Here is a 17,104-nt window from a genome sequence, read left to right as displayed (position 1 = left end):
GCGCGGCGACAGCGCTCGCGATGCGCATATCAAGCAGGAGGGCTTGCTCTTCCCCCAGCCTGCCTTCCATACGTCTGTGATTGGGTTCTGGCGATTCGGGCGCACAGCATCCGCTGCAGCTTCAATTGCGCGGCTCAGATTGAGCTTTGCTCGGGTCGGCACCATGCTGGCACGCACGGCTCGCCGCGCAGTCATGCCATTCATGCTGACAGTCATTCAGAAGCCGTCGGATAGCGGCGCTAGCGATCTTCAGTAAACGGCTTGTGCGAAGGCGGATGAAGGTCTGTCGTGATTACAAGACCTCGGCGTAACAAGACATCACCCTAATCCAGTCGACCACTCAATGAAAAAAACCCTCTTGCGAGGGCTCTTTTCAGCGAACTCGCCAACGTCAATGCGTTGGCGCATCAGCCTTTACAGCGGCGTGATCTTCGTGGCTTGTGGGCCTTTGGCACCCATACCAGCCACATAGCTCACACGCTGGTTTTCCTCCAGGGACTTGAATCCGCCGCCCTGGATCTCAGAAAAATGGGCGAACAGATCTTTGCCGCCGCCCTCGGGCATGATGAAGCCGAAGCCTTTTTCAGCGTTGAACCACTTTACGATACCGGTTTCCATAGGATTCCTTGATGAAATACGGACGCATGTCCGACACAGAGATGATCAAGGATGGAGACGGACAACGATGGCGGTTTGCTAATGCGACATAACTGCACGGAATCACACACTTGAGATCTGCTGCCACTATGGGGCTTCGGGCTATAGCGGTCAAGCATTATATGCGGACGCGCGGTAGAGCATGTCTAAGCCCCCAGACTCACACGACCCGTAACGCTGGCATTATCGGCTGGTCACAGGTCGCCGATTCACCCCTGCCGAACACAGAGATAACAAGGCGGACGACTGCGGAATCCATGGACGGCGTTCTTTTTTTGGCGGCGGACGACCGTGCGCTTTGCCGTAGCTTGCTTGTGCCGCTGCAAACGCCGCTTCAGCTCCAACCTCCGTGTGGTCGCCTTCACGATGGGCGGTCTTGCCCTGAATGATGTCCAGCACCAGCGCGCTCTTGCGCCTAGCTGCCCATCGTTTAATGTCTTCTTCCACCTTCGTCCTCAACGTCGCTTCCTCGCGGCGAGGGGGAGAGCGACGGTGGCAGCAGTTATATGGTCCACGGAGCGCGCTGCCAGGCGGCGCAAGATATCCCGCGGCGACGCCGACTGTTGCGGCGTCGCCGTCTAATCGCAGCAGCGATTCATTGCTTTACGGACTAAATCCGCATCCCAATCGAAAAGAGGTTCCCCGATCGTCCGCAGCGTAAGCGCTTTTTTCCCTTCCTTGCCTCCCACGGCGACAATGTCGGAGGAGTCTATCCACGCAGAGAGACCAAGCCCATATAATGCATCCCAATGGGCGCGCGCAAGGCGCACCGATCTTGGACGAAGTACTCCGTTGCTGGTTGCGCGCAGTACATCAGACCACCTTCGTTCCTGCACTGCGGCCGCCAAATCCTTGGACGATAGCTGTATATAGGAGCGCAAGGGTAGGTAGATCTTTGTCACCCGCCCATGGGAAACGCGGACGTTGTGGACCGCAATACCGGCATCCCCAGCCGCCACGATTTTGTGCAGACCGGACGGCAGGACAAGACCTTTCAAGCCAGAAATGTCTACCTGAACGCCGTCGAGCACGACCATGTCTGGCGGGTCCGACCACTCGATCGAGATGCTTCCGCCGCCCCCGTCCTTCGACCGCAGGGTGACAAGATCGTCGATATCATGCCGGTACTCACCGGTGGCATCCAGAACCGCCCTTTTGCGTTGGTTGTAGTCCAGGCGCTGCTGGTTGGACAACGAACGCCGAAGATTAAGCTCGAAAAAAGCCACGGGCCCCGCCAAGCAAGCAATCGTTTCCGATGTGGCCGTCATCTTCGCCTCTGCGCGCAAATTCCGCAGGTATCGCTGGACGGCTTTTATTCCTCCTGCGTCCGCTTGTAGTTCTTCATCGAGACGATATGCCCAAGGATTCCGCGGTTTGTGGCCCCGACGCACATGGGTCGCTTCATGAGCCACCACGAAAAGCGAAGTGCATAACAGCGCGGCAAATTGGGCATTTCGGCAGGAAGGTCTATCGGCCCCACAAGCTGCCGCCAGCGTTGTCAGTCCCGTCGCTAGAAAACGATCGGGCTCTAAAATGTCGCCGACTCCGGGCATAATCTGCAGGAGTTCGCCCTCTCCGTACGGGCGCCAAAGAATCGGCATTTTACCCGCGCTTTCCCCATCTAACAGCGCTGCGTCGTGCCCCACCAGTAGGCCCAACGCCTCCATCTGCAGGGAAAACATCTGCGGGATGGCGATTATGCCCGCAGCGACCTGCGCGGGCGCATCTGAAGTATGTACCTCCACCTTCGGTTCTGGGCCGCCGTTTCCATTTCCGGCGGTCAAGGGCCAAGCCTGGTCTAGAAGATATCGCGAGAAGATCTCAGTATGCCGCGACAGGCGCTCTTCGTTGGGCAGAGGTATCAGGTTAGCCCATGCACTAGCGAGTTTTTCCAACGTCCATCCAGCATAGGTTTGCGCGGCGACACTGGTGACACAGGTGGCCGATACCAGCGCAAGAGCTATCGAGGCGTGAAACGCTAGGCGCCTTACCTGCCAAACGTGGCTTTCCATACCTTCTCCTCTTCGATCGAGACATTCGTTTGGCGAAACACGACCGCTCCATCCACGAGCACTTCCACGGTGTACTTGCCCGGGGCTAGCCGCAGGTCGAGGTTCGTGAACCCGACCTCCTGCATATTGAGCAGAACGGTGGCTCCGTTAGGCTTTCCTTCTATGCGCAGAAGGCCTGAGGGCGCTTCCCAAACGGCCGCTATCGACAGGAGCTTGCTCAATATTGCGCCGGGGGAAATCCCCGTCGCGCGCAAGTCTTTGTCAATTGCGTTCAACAGCTCCGCGAACTCAGGTCGGGCATCCGGCCCGCCGGTCCGGGCTACCGCGATGTAGCGTGCCTGGTCCAAGGTTGACGACACGAATTCGCAGGCGTTGGCGGGAGATGCATTCGTCCGCGCCGCGATGCCTGTCACGACGCTTAAGGCCAGCCCCAACTCTGTGGGGTCTAGCGGTAGCTCTCGGTTGCTGGCCCACGCTTCGATGCATGGTTTGGCGACTGTCGGGGCCAGCATGGCGGCATCGGCCTTTGGGTCCGTCAAGGCCAACACCACGAGCGCGGCCATCGGCAGTGTTCCTCTCTTGCGTGCCAAATGGAATAGATGGATCATCAAAAGGAATAACGCCAGTACAAGCGTCCAAAACTGCAGGAGTATTGGGAAACGAGATACGCCGCTATATAGGTGGTACTGTGGGCCGCGCGACAGGACGAACTCTATGGCTTGTTGCGACAAGAAGAAGCCGTAGATCGATATAACGAGCAATGCACCGGCAATCATGGGGATAAGCTGTTGCTGCATCGCCAGCTCATCCCTGGAGGTCTTCGAAATCACGAGGCCGGGGAGTAGTCCTGCCGCTAAGGCCAGAAGCCACTTTGAGGTGGACTCCCGTACTTCGATGAGTTTTTTCTCGGCATCTGTCAGTATCACTGCGGAGCGATCATTCCCTGCTTTAGCCTGCGACGGTAACGTCTGGAAGGCCTGGTTCGCGACCGAGGCGGCCAGTAGACCGACCAGCGTAATAGTGAGGAAAGCAAGAAAGGCGCGTGTCATAAGAACTCTCGGTTATAGGTCCGGCTCAATCGAAAGAATTGCTTCGTCGAACACTCGTGTTGCTCGGCTGGCGCGGTCGCCGGGAAGGGAGATCGCTTTCCCCCACGCAGTTCGACAGGCCTTCAAATATCGAAATCGCTGTTCGAGAACGATCAGATAAGCACCAATTGACGTGCCAGACCAGTTGCAATAGACCCGGGCATTTTCAAAGCGTCCGTCTGCGACCAGGAGCTCTATGAGTACGACTTGCAAGGAATAGTGGCGATATTCCGGGAGATCCTGGCTTAACCGCTTGTTAATACCATCTATGGCTGCCGCGCCTTTGCCCAGGCGGATGGCGTTGAGCCCGCGGAATAGATCCAGTTGCCACGATTCGAAGCTTTCAGCGGTGAGCGTGGCCAGTATTGAGTCGAAGCGATCCCAGGCCGCGCTATCTTCCTTGGCGGACCCGAGTAGCTCGCCAAGCTTCATGGTGGTTCGCCACATAACTTCTGTTGAACGGTTCTGTTCAAGAAGATCCAACAACTCCGTTATAGCGGCCTGTCTTTCGCCGTTGTCTATCCGCTGCAGGGCACGGATGTAGCTGTATAGCGCGCGAGTATTGCGCTCTTTCGTTTTGAATAAGGGTTTGTCCGCTCCCTCGTCCTTGAGTGCGGCGCGCGATAAATCCAGCTCCGCTAAGGCCTTGTCGAGACAACCGGCCGCGGCGTACGCGGATGCTCGGAAGAATCTAGAACTGCTGTTTTGCGGAGCAATCGAGGATGTCCCTAGTGCCTGTTTCAGGGCAAATGAGTCCGGTCGACAACCGCTGATTGCTGTGTCGTGCCAGAAAGCGAGGCCGAGAAGGGCGAGATGCAGCATCGCGAACGCCGATCGAACGCGGGCGCCCTGCGAGCGAGAGGTGGGCTTGGCGTCCATCCGATAGAGTCACGGAGCCGCGGTAGCCCAGAGACCGGCGAGGCGGTACTCGCCATCGGGGTCTTCCATAACGACCACGCGTTCGAAGAACGCCGCCTTCGCATACTTGACGTAGTAATCGAAGTAGTAAAACTTTCCCTTGAACCCCAAGCCAGGCATTGTGGTCATGAACGTGTGCGACATGTTCTTGACCGACACGGGGGCGCCAACCGCGGCATATCCCGCCTTTAGGCTATCAACGAAGTACGACTTTGTTGTGATGCTTTTGAAGTACTCGCTGGTGAGTTGTTCCCACAGCTTGTTGTATTGTTGCTGTCGCACCGCTTCTCTGATTTGCGATGCGGCGTTCTGTGCGTCATCAAGGTCGGTTGCCAGTGCAGGAGCCAGGGCGGTCGCCCAGATTGCGATGGCAAGAATTAGTCGGATGCCCAACATGTCGCGATGCATGGTGGATCTCCCAGGAATAGCGGACGAAAATACCGCTGATCACTTGTGGTGATTCTTCGACGTGCAGACATCTTGGGGAAGTACCGTAAATTTATTGCGGACCCTGATCCCTGTACATCGGCTCTTTAGTGCAACCCGATTGCGAGCAATATGCTCCCCGAAAAGGAGGCAACGGCCCTTCCAGACGGTGGGAGCGGCGTGCGGTTGTCGAAGCAAATAGCGGCACGCTCCAGTTTCCGGCGGATCGAACGTCTGGACGGTAGGTGGGCTGCTTCCGTGGTCGCACCACAGTGGAGGATCAGAAAAAAAGCCCTCGATTCAAAATCGAGGGCTTTTCATCGAATCTGGCGGAGAGGGTGGGATTCGAACCCACGGTACGGGGAAACCGTACGCCTGATTTCGAGTCAGGTACATTCGACCACTCTGCCACCTCTCCTGGGTGTTGCTACTCGCGGCGGCTCCCTGGTCTCGCTGGCGGGTCGGCGCCGATGGGGAGCATCGAGCGCTGGCCGGGCGATGGCGGGGTGGTCAACAGACGCCACGGGTTGCTCTCCGGACCATACCGAACAGAATATGTCTGGTGAGCAGCAAAGCCCGCTATTCTACCAGCAATCGAAGGCTTTGTGTGTGGGCCGCGGCCAGCCACCACCGAGCCGCTACCCGGCGGATGGTCCCCGCCCTTCCGCCGGCCACGGTCAGCGAGGAACATGCATGCGCCGCCGGCCAGCCGCCCTGTTCGGGAGAACCGTCGGCCCCGGGCACCCAGCCACCGCCCCAGGCGCCGTAATTTTTTGTCAGAATGCGTGTTCTCTCGGACCCGGGCGACCATGGACCTCGTCGTTATCCTCCTGCTTTCCGCCGTGATCTGCGTGCCGCTGACGCAGTTGCTCGGCTTGGGCACGATTCCCGGCTACCTGCTGGCGGGCATCCTGATCGGGCCGTCCGGACTGCGGCTGGTCACGGACGTCCCGGCGATTACCGGAATCTCGCAGTGGGGCGTGGTGATGATGCTGTTCGTCATCGGCCTGGAACTGGCGCCGTCCCGCCTGTGGGGCATGCGCCGGGAAGTGTTCGGCGTCGGCCTTCTGCAGATGGTGTCCTGCGCCGGCGTGCTGGCCGCGCTGATGGGGCTGGGGCTGCGGCACCTGATCGATATGTCGTGGACCGGCGCCATCGTCTGCGGGACGGCGCTGGCCTTGTCCTCCACGGCGGTGGCCATGCGGCTGCTGGACGAGCGCCAGCTGACCCGGACGCCGATGGGCCGCACGGCGCTGGGCGTGCTGTTGCTGCAGGACATGGCCGCCATTCCCATCCTGATCGCGCTGGGCATCATCGGGGGCGGCGGTACGCGTGCGCCTTCCTTCGTATCGTCCCTGGTGGCGGTGGCCGTGGTGCTGGTCTGCTACCGGTTGCGCGTCATCAGCTGGGCCGAACGTGCCCAATTGAAGGAGCTGTTCACCGCCGCGACGCTATTGGTGGTGATCGGTTCGGCCCAGTTGTTCGACCATGCCGGGCTGTCCGCCGGCCTGGGCGGCTTCCTGGTGGGCGTGCTGCTGGCCAAGTCCAGATACCGCGAGTCGATGGAGACCTCCATCGAGCCCTTCAAGGGGCTGCTGCTGGGGCTGTTCTTCCTGGGCGTCGGGATGTCGGCCGACCTGGACGTGGTGCGCGAACACTGGCGCTTCGTCACCTTCAGCGTCACCGCGCTGCTGCTGGTCAAGGGGGCGATCCTTTACGGCATCGCCCGCATGGCGGGGCTGCCTTCCTACCATCGGCTGCCCTTTGCCATGGCCCTGGCGCAGGGCGGGGAGTTCGGTTTCGCGCTGTTCAACGAAGCCTGGGACAACGGCCTGCTCAGTGCCGCGCACCGGGACCTGATCTCCGTGGTGGTGGCCATTTCCATGGCGGTGGTCCCCGTGCTGATCAAACTCGTCGAACGGATGCAGCCCAGGCGCGGGGAAGGCTACACTCCCTGGGCACCCTGATCGGGCGCCTGTACGCCGGCCGGCCATCCGCCACCGCCATCCAGCCACCCTCGGTCCCTACCGGAAAGGAGAATCCCCATGCTGAAAGGAAAAGTCGCCATCGTTACCGGATCAACCAGCGGTATCGGCCTGGGGATCGCCACCGCGCTGGCGGCCCAGGGCGCCGACATCGTCCTGAACGGGTTTGGCGACGCGGCGGAGATCGAGAAAACCCGGGCGGGACTGGCCCTGGCCCATGGCGTCAAGGCCGTCTACGACGGGGCGGACCTGTCCAAGGGCCCCGCGGTGCGGCAGTTGGTGGAAAACACCGTCGCGGCCCTGGGGCGGGTGGATATCCTGGTGAACAACGCCGGTATCCAGCACACCGACCTGATCGAAAACTTCCCGCCGGAAAAATGGGATGCCATCATCGCCCTGAATCTTTCCGCGGTTTTTCACGGTACCGCCGCCGCGCTGCCCCATATGAAGAAGCAGCAGTGGGGGCGCATCATCAATATCGCGTCCGCGCATGGGCTGGTGGGATCGGCCAGCAAGTCGGCCTATGTCGCCGCCAAGCATGGGGTGGTGGGGCTGACCAAGGTGACGGCGCTGGAGACGGCCGGGCTGGGCATCACGGCCAACGCCATCTGCCCGGGCTGGGTCCGCACCGCCCTGGTGGAAAAGCAGATCACCGCCATCGCCGCCCGCGAGGGCGTGGACCAGGAAACCGCGGCCCGCGAACTGCTGGGCGAAAAGCAGCCCTCGCTGCAGTTCGTCACGCCCGAGCAACTGGGCGGCACCGCCGTCTACCTCTGCTCGCCGGCGGCCGAACAGGTCACCGGCACATCGATCTCCGTGGACGGCGGCTGGACGTCGCGCTGACCGCGGCGGCCGCACCGATTATTTGAACGAGGAAAATCCCCAACATGCTGTTCCTGCTGTCTCCCGCCAAGAAGCTGGATTACGACTCTCCGCTGGGCACTGATCTGCACACGCAGCCGCTTTTCGTCGACCACGCGGCGGCGCTGATCAAGGTGCTGAAGAAGAAAAGCGCCGAGGATATCGCCGAGCTCATGGACCTGAGCCCGGCCCTGGCCGAACTCAATGTGCGGCGCTACGGCGCATGGAAGCCCAAGTTCACCCAGGAAAACGCGCGTCCCGCCATCCTGGCCTTCAATGGCGATGTGTACGAAGGCCTGCAGGCGCCCACGCTGACCCAGCCGCAGCTGCAATGGGCCCAGGACCATATCGCCATCCTGAGCGGCCTGTATGGCGTGCTGCGTCCGTTGGACCTGATGCAGCCCTACCGGCTGGAGATGGGCACCCGCCTGGAAACCCCGCGCGGCAAGAACCTGTACGAGTTCTGGGGCGCCGATATCGCCGAATACCTGAACGAACGGCTGGAGGGCGTCAAGAAACCCATCGTCGTCAATCTGGCGTCGGAGGAATATTTCAAGTCGGTCGACCTGAAGGCGCTGAAGGCGCGCGTGGTGCAGTGCGTCTTCCAGGAGTGGAAGAACGGCGCCTACAAGATCATCAGTTTCAGCGCCAAGCGGGCGCGCGGCCTGATGGCGCGCTACGCCATCCAGCACAAGATCGCCACGCCGGAAAAGCTCCAGGCCTTCGACAGCGAAGGCTATGCCTACGATGCCTCGGTATCGACGCCCGACAAGCTGGTGTTCCGCCGCAAGCAGGCGTGATCGGCGCGGCGCGCGTTGACGGCCGGCCTGCCGGCGGCCGGCGCGCCGCGGCGGTGCTGTCTGTTCAGCCGTCCAGCGCCGCGCTTTCCTGGCGGATCATCTGGCCGGCCCGAACCATGAGTTTCAGCGGATAGGCCAGGGACGCCAGTTCGCCCTGCGTGTCGACCTGCTCCGGTAGCGGGGGCACGGGCGGATGCGCCGGATCCAGCATCACGATGACGTCCTCCAGCGTCTCCTTCACGGAGGCCGGCGGCTCCTGGGCCAGGGTGGCCAGCGTCGGCACTGCGGCCGTGGTCTGCGATGCCAGCACGTGGTTCTGGATAAGCAGGTTGTTCATCTCCGGCACATACTGCTGGCGGGATTGCGGTTCGGCCATCATGCGGTAGAAGGCCTCGGCGAAGTTGCTGAAGGCGATGTGCACGTTCTTGCGTGCCAGTCGCCAGTTCAGGTCGGCGTCGATCTCGGCCTGCGTGGGGGCCGGCTCCGGAACCGGGCCCTGGGCCTGGTCGGGCGTTTCGCGGCGCGCCTGTTTTTCGCGCATGACGCCGGCGTATTGCAGGCCGGCGCGCAGATACTCGCGGTTGGCCCGGATCGCGGCGCGCGCCAGCGGCGGCAGGTAGCGCGCCTCCCACCAGGGAAAGGCGTAGCTGCATGCCAGCGACAGCGCGCAGCCGATCAGCGTATCCAGGGCGCGTTCGCCGATCACGTTCATCGACACCGTGCCGGGCGATACGAAGTGAAAGACCAGCACCACGAACAGGGTGTTGAAGATGGCGCTGGCCATGTAGTTCAGCTGCACCAGGCTATTGCCCATGATGCAGGCGGCCAGCAGGCTGATGAACAGGATCTCCGGGTTGTTGGTCACGTTCAGCAGGATCAGGGCCATGACGCAGCCGATCAGCGTGCCGGTCAGCCGCCAGCCGTTGCGCTGCCGCGTCAGTGCGAAGCCGGGCTTCATGATGATGACGATGGTCAGCATGATCCAGTAGTTATGCGCGGAGAACGTCTCCGACACCCAGAACTCGCTGACCGTCATGGCCAGCGCCGCCGCCAGGGTGACGCGCAACGCGTAGCGGAAATTGGGCGAATCCATGCGCAGATTGCTGGTGATCATGCCCAGCCGGAATTCCTGGCGCGTCATGAAGCGGGTCAGCGACTTGTCGATGCGCAGGGCGCTGGTGGGCTTGGCGTCGGGCCGGCCCTGGGTGTGGTCGGCCAGGCGTTCGACGATGCGGGACGCATTGCGCAGGCGGCGCTGGATCTGGATCACCAGGGCCAGGATTTCCGGTTCGCGTTCGTTCAGGCCGTGCTGCTTGAGCTGGTCGATTTCATATTCGATGGCGCGCAGTTCGGCCTTGATGCTGGTGCGGCGGCGTACCGGGCGCCCCTGGGAAATGCTCAGCGCGATGCGCTCCAGGTTCAGCGACATCTTCAGCAGGGAGTCGCGCATGAAGACCAGCACGTCGTTGCCCGTCAGTGCGCGCCGCAGGGCGGCATAGTCGGTATGGGTGGCGAACAGCGTGTCCACCAACTGCAGCATATCGACGAACATATTGAAGATCATCACGCGGCGGGCGTCGCCCCAGCCCTTGCCGCGGGGCAGGGCGCGCAGCACCACGTCGCGCGCGGCCTGGTGTTTTTCCGTCATGGCGGATTGCCGCAGGATCAGCGTGCGGTAGGAGTCCTCCAGGTCTTCGCCCTCGTCGTAGAACGAGGCGCGGGCGGCGACGTAGTCGGCGGTGGCGAACAGCGCCACCGACATGGCCTGCTGTTCCTCGCGCAGCCAGAACAGGCGGCTGAAGCCCACGCTGAACGCCAGGTAGAACAGGGCGCCGCCCAGCGTGACCGCCGCATGCACCAGCACCTGGTTGGCCGGCAGGGGGGAATGCATGGTCAGGGCCATGACCAGCAGGCCGGCAAAGCCGATCAGCCCGCCGCGCTTGCCGAAGACGGTGAACAGGGAATAGAAAAAGCACTGCGCGATGACCGCCAGCCAGAGCGCCAGCCGGTCGGTGGAGGCGAAACCGGTGATGCAGACCGTCAGGGTGGCCAGCAGCGCGCCGCCCAGCATTTCGTTGGTGCGGTGCTGCTGGGGCCCGCCGGGCTGGTCGATGATGGCCACGCATTGGGCGCCGAAGGTGGCGACCAGGCCCAGGGCGTACTGGCCGAACAGCACTCCCAGGACCAGGACGGGCAGCAGCATCCCGACCCCTTGACGCACGCCCCCGAAAAAGTAATGGCTGTAGATGAAGCGGCGGAGGTTCGCGATGCGCAAGTCCATGGGTGGCGGCTTGGGGCGTATGGGGACGGGATAGGTGGCAAGTATAGAGAGTCCCCGATTATTTGCCGGGATCGGCGTCCGGCGGCGGCCGGGCGGGGGCGCCGGTGTCGCGCGGAACCGACGCGTGGAATGCCGCCAGGTTCCGTAAGTCAGTCTGATTTGCTAGTAAACCCTTAAACACGGTAAATTCACTGCTTCCCGCCGTCCCGTCATCCAGGGGCGGTGGCGATGGTTTGCCAGTTTCCCGGTCTACCGACCGGTTTCAATGCGCCAGCAGTACCCTGCCATTGGCCGTGCCACAAGCGCGTAGTCAAAGGCTTCCATTCGATCTCCGGCGCCCATGGGGGCGCATGCACTGCGTGCTGGATGGACGCGTGCCGGGTCGGCAAGGCATCCGGGTGGAGCGGTTCCGTGAATCGCGAAGCGCCGGGTCGTGTTGCCGGGGCCGGTATCGGGTTCCGCAGCCGCCATATCCACCGGGTATGGGGGCACCGCACTCCTGACCGCAGGCCGGAACAATGAAAGGAAAGACAATATGGAACTCAATGGCGCCGACATCGTCGTGCGCTGCCTGGCCGATGAGGGCGTGGAACACGTCTTCGGCTACCCTGGCGGCGCGGTGCTCTACATCTACGACGCAATCTTCAAGCAGGACAAATTCCAGCACATCCTGGTGCGCCACGAGCAGGCCGCCGTGCATGCCGCCGATGCCTATTCGCGCTCGTCGAACAAGGTGGGCGTTTGCATCGTCACCAGCGGGCCGGGCGTCACCAATGCCGTGACCGGCATCGCCACCGCGTACATGGACTCCATCCCGCTGGTCATCATCAGCGGGCAAGTGCCCACCGCGGCCATCGGCGAGGACGCCTTCCAGGAATGCGACACGGTGGGGATCACCCGTCCCTGCGTCAAGCACAACTTCCTGGTGCGCGACGTCAAGGACCTGGCCGACACCCTGCGCCGCGCTTTCTACATCGCGCGCACCGGCCGTCCGGGCCCCGTGCTGGTGGACATTCCCAAGGACATCACGCTGGCCCCGTGCAAGTACGTGCCGCCCAAGGGCGAGATCACGATGCGCTCGTACGCGCCGGTCAACAAGGGGCACCAGGGCCAGATCAAGAAGGCCGTGCAGATGCTGCTGGCGGCGGAACGTCCCATGATCTACACCGGGGGCGGGGTCATTCTTTCGGACGCCGCCGCCGAACTGCGCGCGGTGGTCGACCTGCTGGGCGCGCCGTGCACGAACACGCTGATGGGCCTGGGCGCCTTGCCGGAAGACCACCCAGCCTTCCTGGGCATGCCCGGCATGCACGGCACCTACGAAGCCAACATGGCGATGCAGCACTGCGACGTACTGCTGGCCATCGGCGCGCGCTTCGATGACCGCGTCATCGGCAATCCCAAGCATTTCGCGCAGAATCCACGCAAGATCATCCACGTCGACATCGATCCGTCCTCGATCTCCAAGCGCGTGCGCGTGGACGTGCCCATCGTCGGCAACGTCAAGGACGTGCTGATCGAAATGCTGGCGCAACTGCGCGTGGCGGACGTCAAGCCGCCCCCGCTGGAAAAATGGTGGCAGCAGGTGCGGGAATGGCGCGGCAAGGAATGCCTGAAGTACGCCGGCTCGACCAGCGTCATCAAGCCGCAATTCGTGGTCGAGAAACTCTGGGAAGTGACCGGCGGCAAGGCCTTCGTGACTTCCGACGTGGGCCAGCACCAAATGTGGGCCGCGCAGTACTACCGCTTCGGACAGCCGCGCCGCTGGATCAACTCCGGCGGCCTGGGCACCATGGGCGTGGGCCTGCCGTACGCCATGGGCGTGCAGATGGCCAATCCCGGCGCCGACGTGGCGGTCATCACGGGCGAGGCCTCCATCCAGATGAACATCCAGGAGCTGTCGACCTGCCATCAGTACCACCTGACGCCCAAGATCGTCTGCCTGAATAATCGCTTCCTGGGCATGGTGCGGCAGTGGCAGCAGATCGACTACGGCTCGCGCTATTCCGAGTCGTACATGGATTCGCTGCCCGACTTCGTCAAGGTCGCCGAAGCCTACGGCCACGTCGGCCTGCGCATCGAAAGCCCCTCCGACGTCGAACCCGCGCTGCGCGAAGCGTTCAGGAAGCACAAGGACCGCCTGGTGTTCCTGGACTTCATTACGGACCGTACGGAAAACGTGTGGCCGATGGTCAAGGCCGGCCGCGGCCTGACCGAAATGCTGCTGGGTTCCGAGGATCTGTAAGGGGGCGTCATGAAACACGTGATTTCGGTTTTGCTGGAAAACGAACCGGGCGCGCTGTCGCGCGTGGTCGGCCTGTTTTCGGCGCGCGGCTACAACATCGAAACGCTGACCGTGGCGCCCACCGAGGACGCCACGCTGTCGCGCATGACGATCGTCACGACGGGCTCGGACGAGGTCATCGAGCAGATCACCAAGCACTTGAACCGCCTGGTCGACGTGGTCAAGGTGGTGGACCTGACCGAAGGCGCGCACATCGAGCGCGAGCTGATGCTGGTCAAGGTGCGCGCCGTCGGCAAGGAACGCGAGGAAATGAAGCGCATGGCGGATATCTTCCGCGGGCGCATCATCGATGTCACCGACAAGTCCTACACCATCGAACTGACCGGTGTGCAGGAGAAGATCTCGGCCTTTATCGAGGCGCTGGATCGCAGCGCGATTCTCGAAACCGTTCGTACCGGGGTTTCCGGAATCGGGCGCGGGGAACGCGTGCTGAAGCTTTGACCGGCCCCGGCCGAACCCTCTTTTGCTGTTTATTCATTTACTGAAGAAGAATTCCGGAGTTACTCAAATGAAAGTTTTCTACGACAAAGACTGCGATCTTTCCCTGATCAAGGGCCGCACGGTCGCCATCATCGGCTACGGTTCGCAGGGCCACGCGCACGCGCTGAACCTGCATGAGTCCGGCGTCAAGGTCGTCGTCGGCCTGCGCAAGGGCGGCGCGTCGTGGAACAAGGCCGCCAACGCCGGCCTGAAGGTCCAGGAAGTCGCCGAGGCCGTCAAGGGCGCCGACGTCGTCATGATGCTGCTGCCGGACGAGAACATCGCCAAGGTGTATCGCGACGAAGTGCACGCCAATATCAAGGCCGGCGCCGCGCTGGCCTTCGCGCACGGCTTCAACGTGCACTACGGCCAGGTCGTGCCGCGCGATGACATCGACGTCATCATGGTCGCCCCCAAGGCGCCCGGCCACACCGTGCGCTCCACCTACACCCAGGGCGGCGGCGTGCCCCACCTGGTGGCCGTGTACCAGGACAAGTCGGGCGCGGCGCGCGATGTCGCGCTGTCGTACGCCAGCGCCAACGGCGGCGGCCGTGCCGGCATCATCGAGACCAACTTCCGCGAAGAGACCGAAACCGACCTGTTCGGCGAGCAGGCCGTGCTGTGCGGCGGTACCGTCGAACTGATCAAGGCGGGCTTCGACACCCTGGTGGAAGCCGGCTACGCGCCCGAAATGGCGTACTTCGAGTGCCTGCACGAACTGAAGCTGATCGTCGACCTGATCTATGAAGGCGGCATCGCCAACATGAACTACTCGATCTCCAACAACGCCGAATTCGGCGAATACGAGACCGGGCCCAAGATCGTCACGGCCCAGACGCGCGAAGCCATGCGCCAGGCCCTGGCCGACATCCAGAACGGCGAATACGCCAAGCGCTTCATCCTGGAAAACGCCGCCGGCGCCCCGACGCTGACGTCGCGCCGCCGCATCAACGCCGAGTCGCAGATCGAACAGGTCGGCAGCAAGCTGCGCGCGATGATGCCCTGGATCGCCGCCAACAAGCTGGTGGACAAGTCCAAGAACTGATCGCCGCCCGGCATGGCCGGGTATGCGACTTGCGCGAGCGGCATGCCCCGGCATGCCGCTTTTTTTGCCTCTCGGCGCCGGCCGGCGGCGGCCCCGCGCGGCGCCCGCGCGAGCCGTCTTTTTGTCGCATACTCGCAGCGACGGGCGCTACCGCCCGGGCACAAACGGGGCCATATCGGTTAACCTTCGCCTACGATGAATAAACCCCCTTATCCCCATCCCATCATCGCCCGCGAGGGCTGGCCGTTCCTTGCCGGGGCGGTGGTCGTGGCGCTACTGGTCACGCTCTGGTCCCCCGCCGTGTCCATCATCTTCTGGATCATCGCGCTGTTCGTCCTGCAGTTTTTCCGGGACCCGCCGCGCATGGCGCCCGACTCGCCCCAGGCGGTGCTGTCGCCCGCGGATGGCCGCGTGGTCGCGGTGGAAACGGTGCGGGATCCGTACGCGGACCGCGACGCGCTGAAGATCAGCGTGTTCATGAACGTGTTCAACGTCCACTCCAACCGCGCGCCGGTCAACGGCCAGGTCATGGACGTCCAGTATTTCCCGGGCAAGTTTTTCAATGCGGCGCTGGACAAGGCCTCGCTGGAAAACGAGCGCAATGCCATGGTGCTGCGTACGCCCTCGGGCCAGCTGGTCACCGCGGTGCAGGTGGCCGGGCTGGTCGCCAAGCGCATACTTTGCTACGCAAAGAAGAACGACACGCTGGTGCGCGGCCAGCGCTACGGATTCATCCGTTTCGGGTCGCGCGTGGATGTATACCTGCCGCCGGCCGCCCGGCCGCGGGTCGCGCTGGGCGACAAGGTCAGCGCGACCAGCTCCGTGCTGGCGGACCTGCCTGCCACTGACGATGCGAGCCATGCCTAAACTGTCGATGCGCGATCCCGAGAACCGCCACCGCAGCATCTACCTGCTGCCCAATGCGTTCACGACCGCGGCCTTGTTCGCCGGCTTCTATGCCGTGGTGCAGGCCATGAACAACCAGTTCGAGGCCGCCGCCATCGCCATCTTCACCGCCATGGTGCTGGATGGCATGGACGGGCGGGTCGCGCGCCTGACCAACACGCAGTCGGCTTTCGGCGAGCAGTACGACTCGCTGTCGGACATGACTTCCTTCGGCGTGGCGCCGGCGCTGGTCATGTACGAATGGATGCTCAACGAACTGGGGCGCTGGGGGTGGCTGGCGGCGTTCGTGTACGTCGCCGGGGCCGCGCTGCGCCTGGCGCGGTTCAACACCAATATCGGCGTCGTCGACAAGCGCTTCTTCCAGGGCCTGCCCAGTCCCTCGGCGGCCGCGCTGGTGGCGGGCTACGTCTGGCTGGCGGTGGACAACAAGCTGCCCATCCATGATTCTTTCATGGCGTGGACGGCCTTTTGCGTCACCATGTATGCCGGGGTCGCGATGGTCACCAATGCGCCGTTCTACAGCGGCAAGAGTTTTGCCCTGGGCCGCAGCGTGCCGTTCTGGGTCATCCTGCTGGTGGTGGCGGCCTTTGTTTTCGTATCCAGCGATCCGCCCGTGGTGCTGTTCGGGCTCTTCGTCATCTACGGCATTTCCGGCTGGTTCATCCTGGCCTGGCGCTGGAACCGCGCGCGCCGCTGGCAGCGCAACCGCGTGCGGGGCGGCGGGCCGGACCAGCCCTAGCGGCGCGGCGGTTCAGCGCGCGAAATCCCATTCCTGGTCGTACATGGGGTCCGGTCCCGGGTGATGCCGCGTGACGCGGTCCCCCTTGCGGCCCATGTAGACATACATCAGCGAATTCCAGGAGTCGTTCTCGCGGTAGCGGTACGACCAGACCACCTGCCGCACGCTGGGCAAGCCCACTTCATCGACGATGGCAGGCGGACCGAACTCGCACAGCACGCGGTTGGCCGGCCAATCGCCTTGCGACAGCACGGCGAAGTGCCGGTCCGTCAGCAGGCGCTCCACCTTGTCTATGCGTCCGTCCGGGCCGACGTTGCCGCCCCAGGCGAATTGCCCCAGCGGCTGCTGCGTCCAGATGACCCGTTGTCCGCCGTTGGGCAGCGGGCAGGTGAAGTTGGGCTGCCCGTATTGCGCAACGACCTGGCTCAGCGGGGTGTCCGGCGGGGTCCGGGCCGCCATGTCGGCGCAGCCGGCCAGCACCAGGGCCACGAGCGGGCCGGCCAGGAAGGCCACGCGCCGGCGGCGGTCGGGGATATGCGCATGCTCTGCCATGGGGCCTCCTGTGGCGCGGTGAAAGCGGGGACGGCGGGAAGGGCCCGCT

Annotated in this window: 15 protein-coding genes, 1 tRNA gene and 1 pseudogene; 8 read left to right on the top strand and 9 right to left on the bottom strand. The window is 63.1% G+C overall.

Translation table 11 applies throughout. The features are described 5' to 3' along the window. Positions 1-414: 414 nt before the first annotated feature. From BAU06_RS19245 to BAU06_RS19220, 7 genes and pseudogenes are all read right to left on the bottom strand, one after another. A complete protein-coding gene (locus BAU06_RS19245; protein ID WP_066353724.1) occupies positions 415-618 on the bottom strand; it encodes a cold-shock protein in 204 nt (67 codons plus the stop codon). Between the two features lie 399 nt (positions 619-1,017). Next, positions 1,018-1,116, bottom strand: a pseudogene (locus BAU06_RS26310) (DUF1153 domain-containing protein); the annotation flags it as partial. A 119-nt stretch (positions 1,117-1,235) separates the two neighbouring features. Then, positions 1,236-2,669, bottom strand: coding sequence for a hypothetical protein (locus tag BAU06_RS26720; RefSeq protein WP_156770286.1), 1,434 nt, complete (start codon positions 2,667-2,669; stop codon positions 1,236-1,238). Beyond that, positions 2,645-3,718 (bottom strand): PEGA domain-containing protein, encoded by a 1,074-nt coding sequence (locus tag BAU06_RS19235; protein ID WP_066353711.1) that lies wholly within the window; start codon positions 3,716-3,718, stop codon positions 2,645-2,647. The genes BAU06_RS26720 and BAU06_RS19235 overlap by 25 nt, the downstream gene beginning before the upstream one ends. Before the next feature lie 12 nt (positions 3,719-3,730). Continuing rightward, positions 3,731-4,636 (bottom strand): hypothetical protein, encoded by a 906-nt coding sequence (locus tag BAU06_RS19230; RefSeq protein WP_156770285.1) that lies wholly within the window; start codon positions 4,634-4,636, stop codon positions 3,731-3,733. Positions 4,637-4,645: 9 nt separating this feature from the next. Further along, complete coding sequence (locus BAU06_RS19225; RefSeq protein WP_066353700.1) at positions 4,646-5,083, bottom strand: DUF4019 domain-containing protein; 438 nt, start codon at positions 5,081-5,083, stop codon at positions 4,646-4,648. Positions 5,084-5,428: 345 nt separating this feature from the next. Next, positions 5,429-5,519 (bottom strand) — tRNA-Ser (locus tag BAU06_RS19220). A gap of 391 nt (positions 5,520-5,910) precedes the next feature. On the opposite strand from BAU06_RS19220, the gene BAU06_RS19215 reads away from it, so the two are divergent. The 3 genes from BAU06_RS19215 (at position 5,911) to yaaA (ending at position 8,747) form a co-directional block, all read left to right on the top strand. Continuing rightward, a complete protein-coding gene (locus BAU06_RS19215) occupies positions 5,911-7,068 on the top strand; it encodes a cation:proton antiporter domain-containing protein (protein ID WP_066353699.1) in 1,158 nt (385 codons plus the stop codon). A 78-nt stretch (positions 7,069-7,146) separates the two neighbouring features. Beyond that, entirely contained in the window at positions 7,147-7,929 is a 783-nt protein-coding gene (locus BAU06_RS19210; RefSeq protein ID WP_066353697.1) for a 3-hydroxybutyrate dehydrogenase, read from the top strand. A gap of 44 nt (positions 7,930-7,973) precedes the next feature. Continuing rightward, positions 7,974-8,747 carry a peroxide stress protein YaaA gene (gene yaaA, locus BAU06_RS19205; RefSeq protein WP_066353692.1) on the top strand — a complete coding sequence of 258 codons (774 nt, stop codon included), beginning with the start codon at positions 7,974-7,976 and terminating at the stop codon, positions 8,745-8,747. A 64-nt stretch (positions 8,748-8,811) separates the two neighbouring features. Here yaaA and BAU06_RS19200 read toward each other — a convergent pair whose 3' ends face one another. Then, entirely contained in the window at positions 8,812-11,028 is a 2,217-nt protein-coding gene (locus BAU06_RS19200) for an FUSC family protein (RefSeq protein ID WP_066353689.1), read from the bottom strand. A gap of 535 nt (positions 11,029-11,563) precedes the next feature. Here BAU06_RS19200 and BAU06_RS19195 point away from each other — a divergent pair. From BAU06_RS19195 to pssA, 5 genes are all read left to right on the top strand, one after another. Next, a complete protein-coding gene (locus tag BAU06_RS19195; protein ID WP_066353687.1) occupies positions 11,564-13,273 on the top strand; it encodes an acetolactate synthase 3 catalytic subunit in 1,710 nt (569 codons plus the stop codon). A 9-nt stretch (positions 13,274-13,282) separates the two neighbouring features. Then, on the top strand, positions 13,283-13,774 hold the full coding sequence (gene ilvN, locus BAU06_RS19190) for an acetolactate synthase small subunit (RefSeq protein WP_066353686.1): 492 nt from the start codon (positions 13,283-13,285) through the stop codon (positions 13,772-13,774). 67 nt (positions 13,775-13,841) lie between these two features. Further along, positions 13,842-14,858: a ketol-acid reductoisomerase gene (ilvC, locus tag BAU06_RS19185; RefSeq protein WP_066353683.1), complete on the top strand. Its 1,017-nt coding sequence runs from the start codon at positions 13,842-13,844 to the stop codon at positions 14,856-14,858. Between the two features lie 195 nt (positions 14,859-15,053). Then, on the top strand, positions 15,054-15,725 hold the full coding sequence (locus BAU06_RS19180; protein ID WP_066353679.1) for a phosphatidylserine decarboxylase: 672 nt from the start codon (positions 15,054-15,056) through the stop codon (positions 15,723-15,725). Beyond that, positions 15,718-16,503, top strand: coding sequence for a CDP-diacylglycerol--serine O-phosphatidyltransferase (gene pssA / locus BAU06_RS19175; RefSeq protein WP_066353678.1), 786 nt, complete (start codon positions 15,718-15,720; stop codon positions 16,501-16,503). The genes BAU06_RS19180 and pssA overlap by 8 nt, the downstream gene beginning before the upstream one ends. A 12-nt stretch (positions 16,504-16,515) precedes the next feature. Here pssA and BAU06_RS19170 read toward each other — a convergent pair whose 3' ends face one another. Then, positions 16,516-17,055 (bottom strand): hypothetical protein, encoded by a 540-nt coding sequence (locus BAU06_RS19170; RefSeq protein WP_066353677.1) that lies wholly within the window; start codon positions 17,053-17,055, stop codon positions 16,516-16,518. Positions 17,056-17,104 lie beyond the last annotated feature (49 nt).

The organism is Bordetella bronchialis (assembly GCF_001676705.1).
GTDB lineage: Bacteria > Pseudomonadota > Gammaproteobacteria > Burkholderiales > Burkholderiaceae_B > Bordetella_C > Bordetella_C bronchialis.
The sequence above is the reverse complement of the archived record's forward strand: the minus strand, read 5'-3'. Positions and strand labels throughout refer to the sequence as shown.

Coding starts and splice junctions, on each gene's coding strand:
- BAU06_RS19245 (WP_066353724.1), bottom strand. CDS start 618: ATGGAAACCGGTATCGTAAAGTGGTTCAACGCTGAAAAAGGCTTCGGC.
- BAU06_RS26720 (WP_156770286.1), bottom strand. CDS start 2,669: ATGGAAAGCCACGTTTGGCAGGTAAGGCGCCTAGCGTTTCACGCCTCG.
- BAU06_RS19235 (WP_066353711.1), bottom strand. CDS start 3,718: ATGACACGCGCCTTTCTTGCTTTCCTCACTATTACGCTGGTCGGTCTA.
- BAU06_RS19230 (WP_156770285.1), bottom strand. CDS start 4,636: ATGGACGCCAAGCCCACCTCTCGCTCGCAGGGCGCCCGCGTTCGATCG.
- BAU06_RS19225 (WP_066353700.1), bottom strand. CDS start 5,083: ATGCATCGCGACATGTTGGGCATCCGACTAATTCTTGCCATCGCAATC.
- BAU06_RS19215 (WP_066353699.1), top strand. CDS start 5,911: ATGGACCTCGTCGTTATCCTCCTGCTTTCCGCCGTGATCTGCGTGCCG.
- BAU06_RS19210 (WP_066353697.1), top strand. CDS start 7,147: ATGCTGAAAGGAAAAGTCGCCATCGTTACCGGATCAACCAGCGGTATC.
- yaaA (WP_066353692.1), top strand. CDS start 7,974: ATGCTGTTCCTGCTGTCTCCCGCCAAGAAGCTGGATTACGACTCTCCG.
- BAU06_RS19200 (WP_066353689.1), bottom strand. CDS start 11,028: ATGGACTTGCGCATCGCGAACCTCCGCCGCTTCATCTACAGCCATTAC.
- BAU06_RS19195 (WP_066353687.1), top strand. CDS start 11,564: ATGGAACTCAATGGCGCCGACATCGTCGTGCGCTGCCTGGCCGATGAG.
- ilvN (WP_066353686.1), top strand. CDS start 13,283: ATGAAACACGTGATTTCGGTTTTGCTGGAAAACGAACCGGGCGCGCTG.
- ilvC (WP_066353683.1), top strand. CDS start 13,842: ATGAAAGTTTTCTACGACAAAGACTGCGATCTTTCCCTGATCAAGGGC.
- BAU06_RS19180 (WP_066353679.1), top strand. CDS start 15,054: ATGAATAAACCCCCTTATCCCCATCCCATCATCGCCCGCGAGGGCTGG.
- pssA (WP_066353678.1), top strand. CDS start 15,718: ATGCCTAAACTGTCGATGCGCGATCCCGAGAACCGCCACCGCAGCATC.
- BAU06_RS19170 (WP_066353677.1), bottom strand. CDS start 17,055: ATGGCAGAGCATGCGCATATCCCCGACCGCCGCCGGCGCGTGGCCTTC.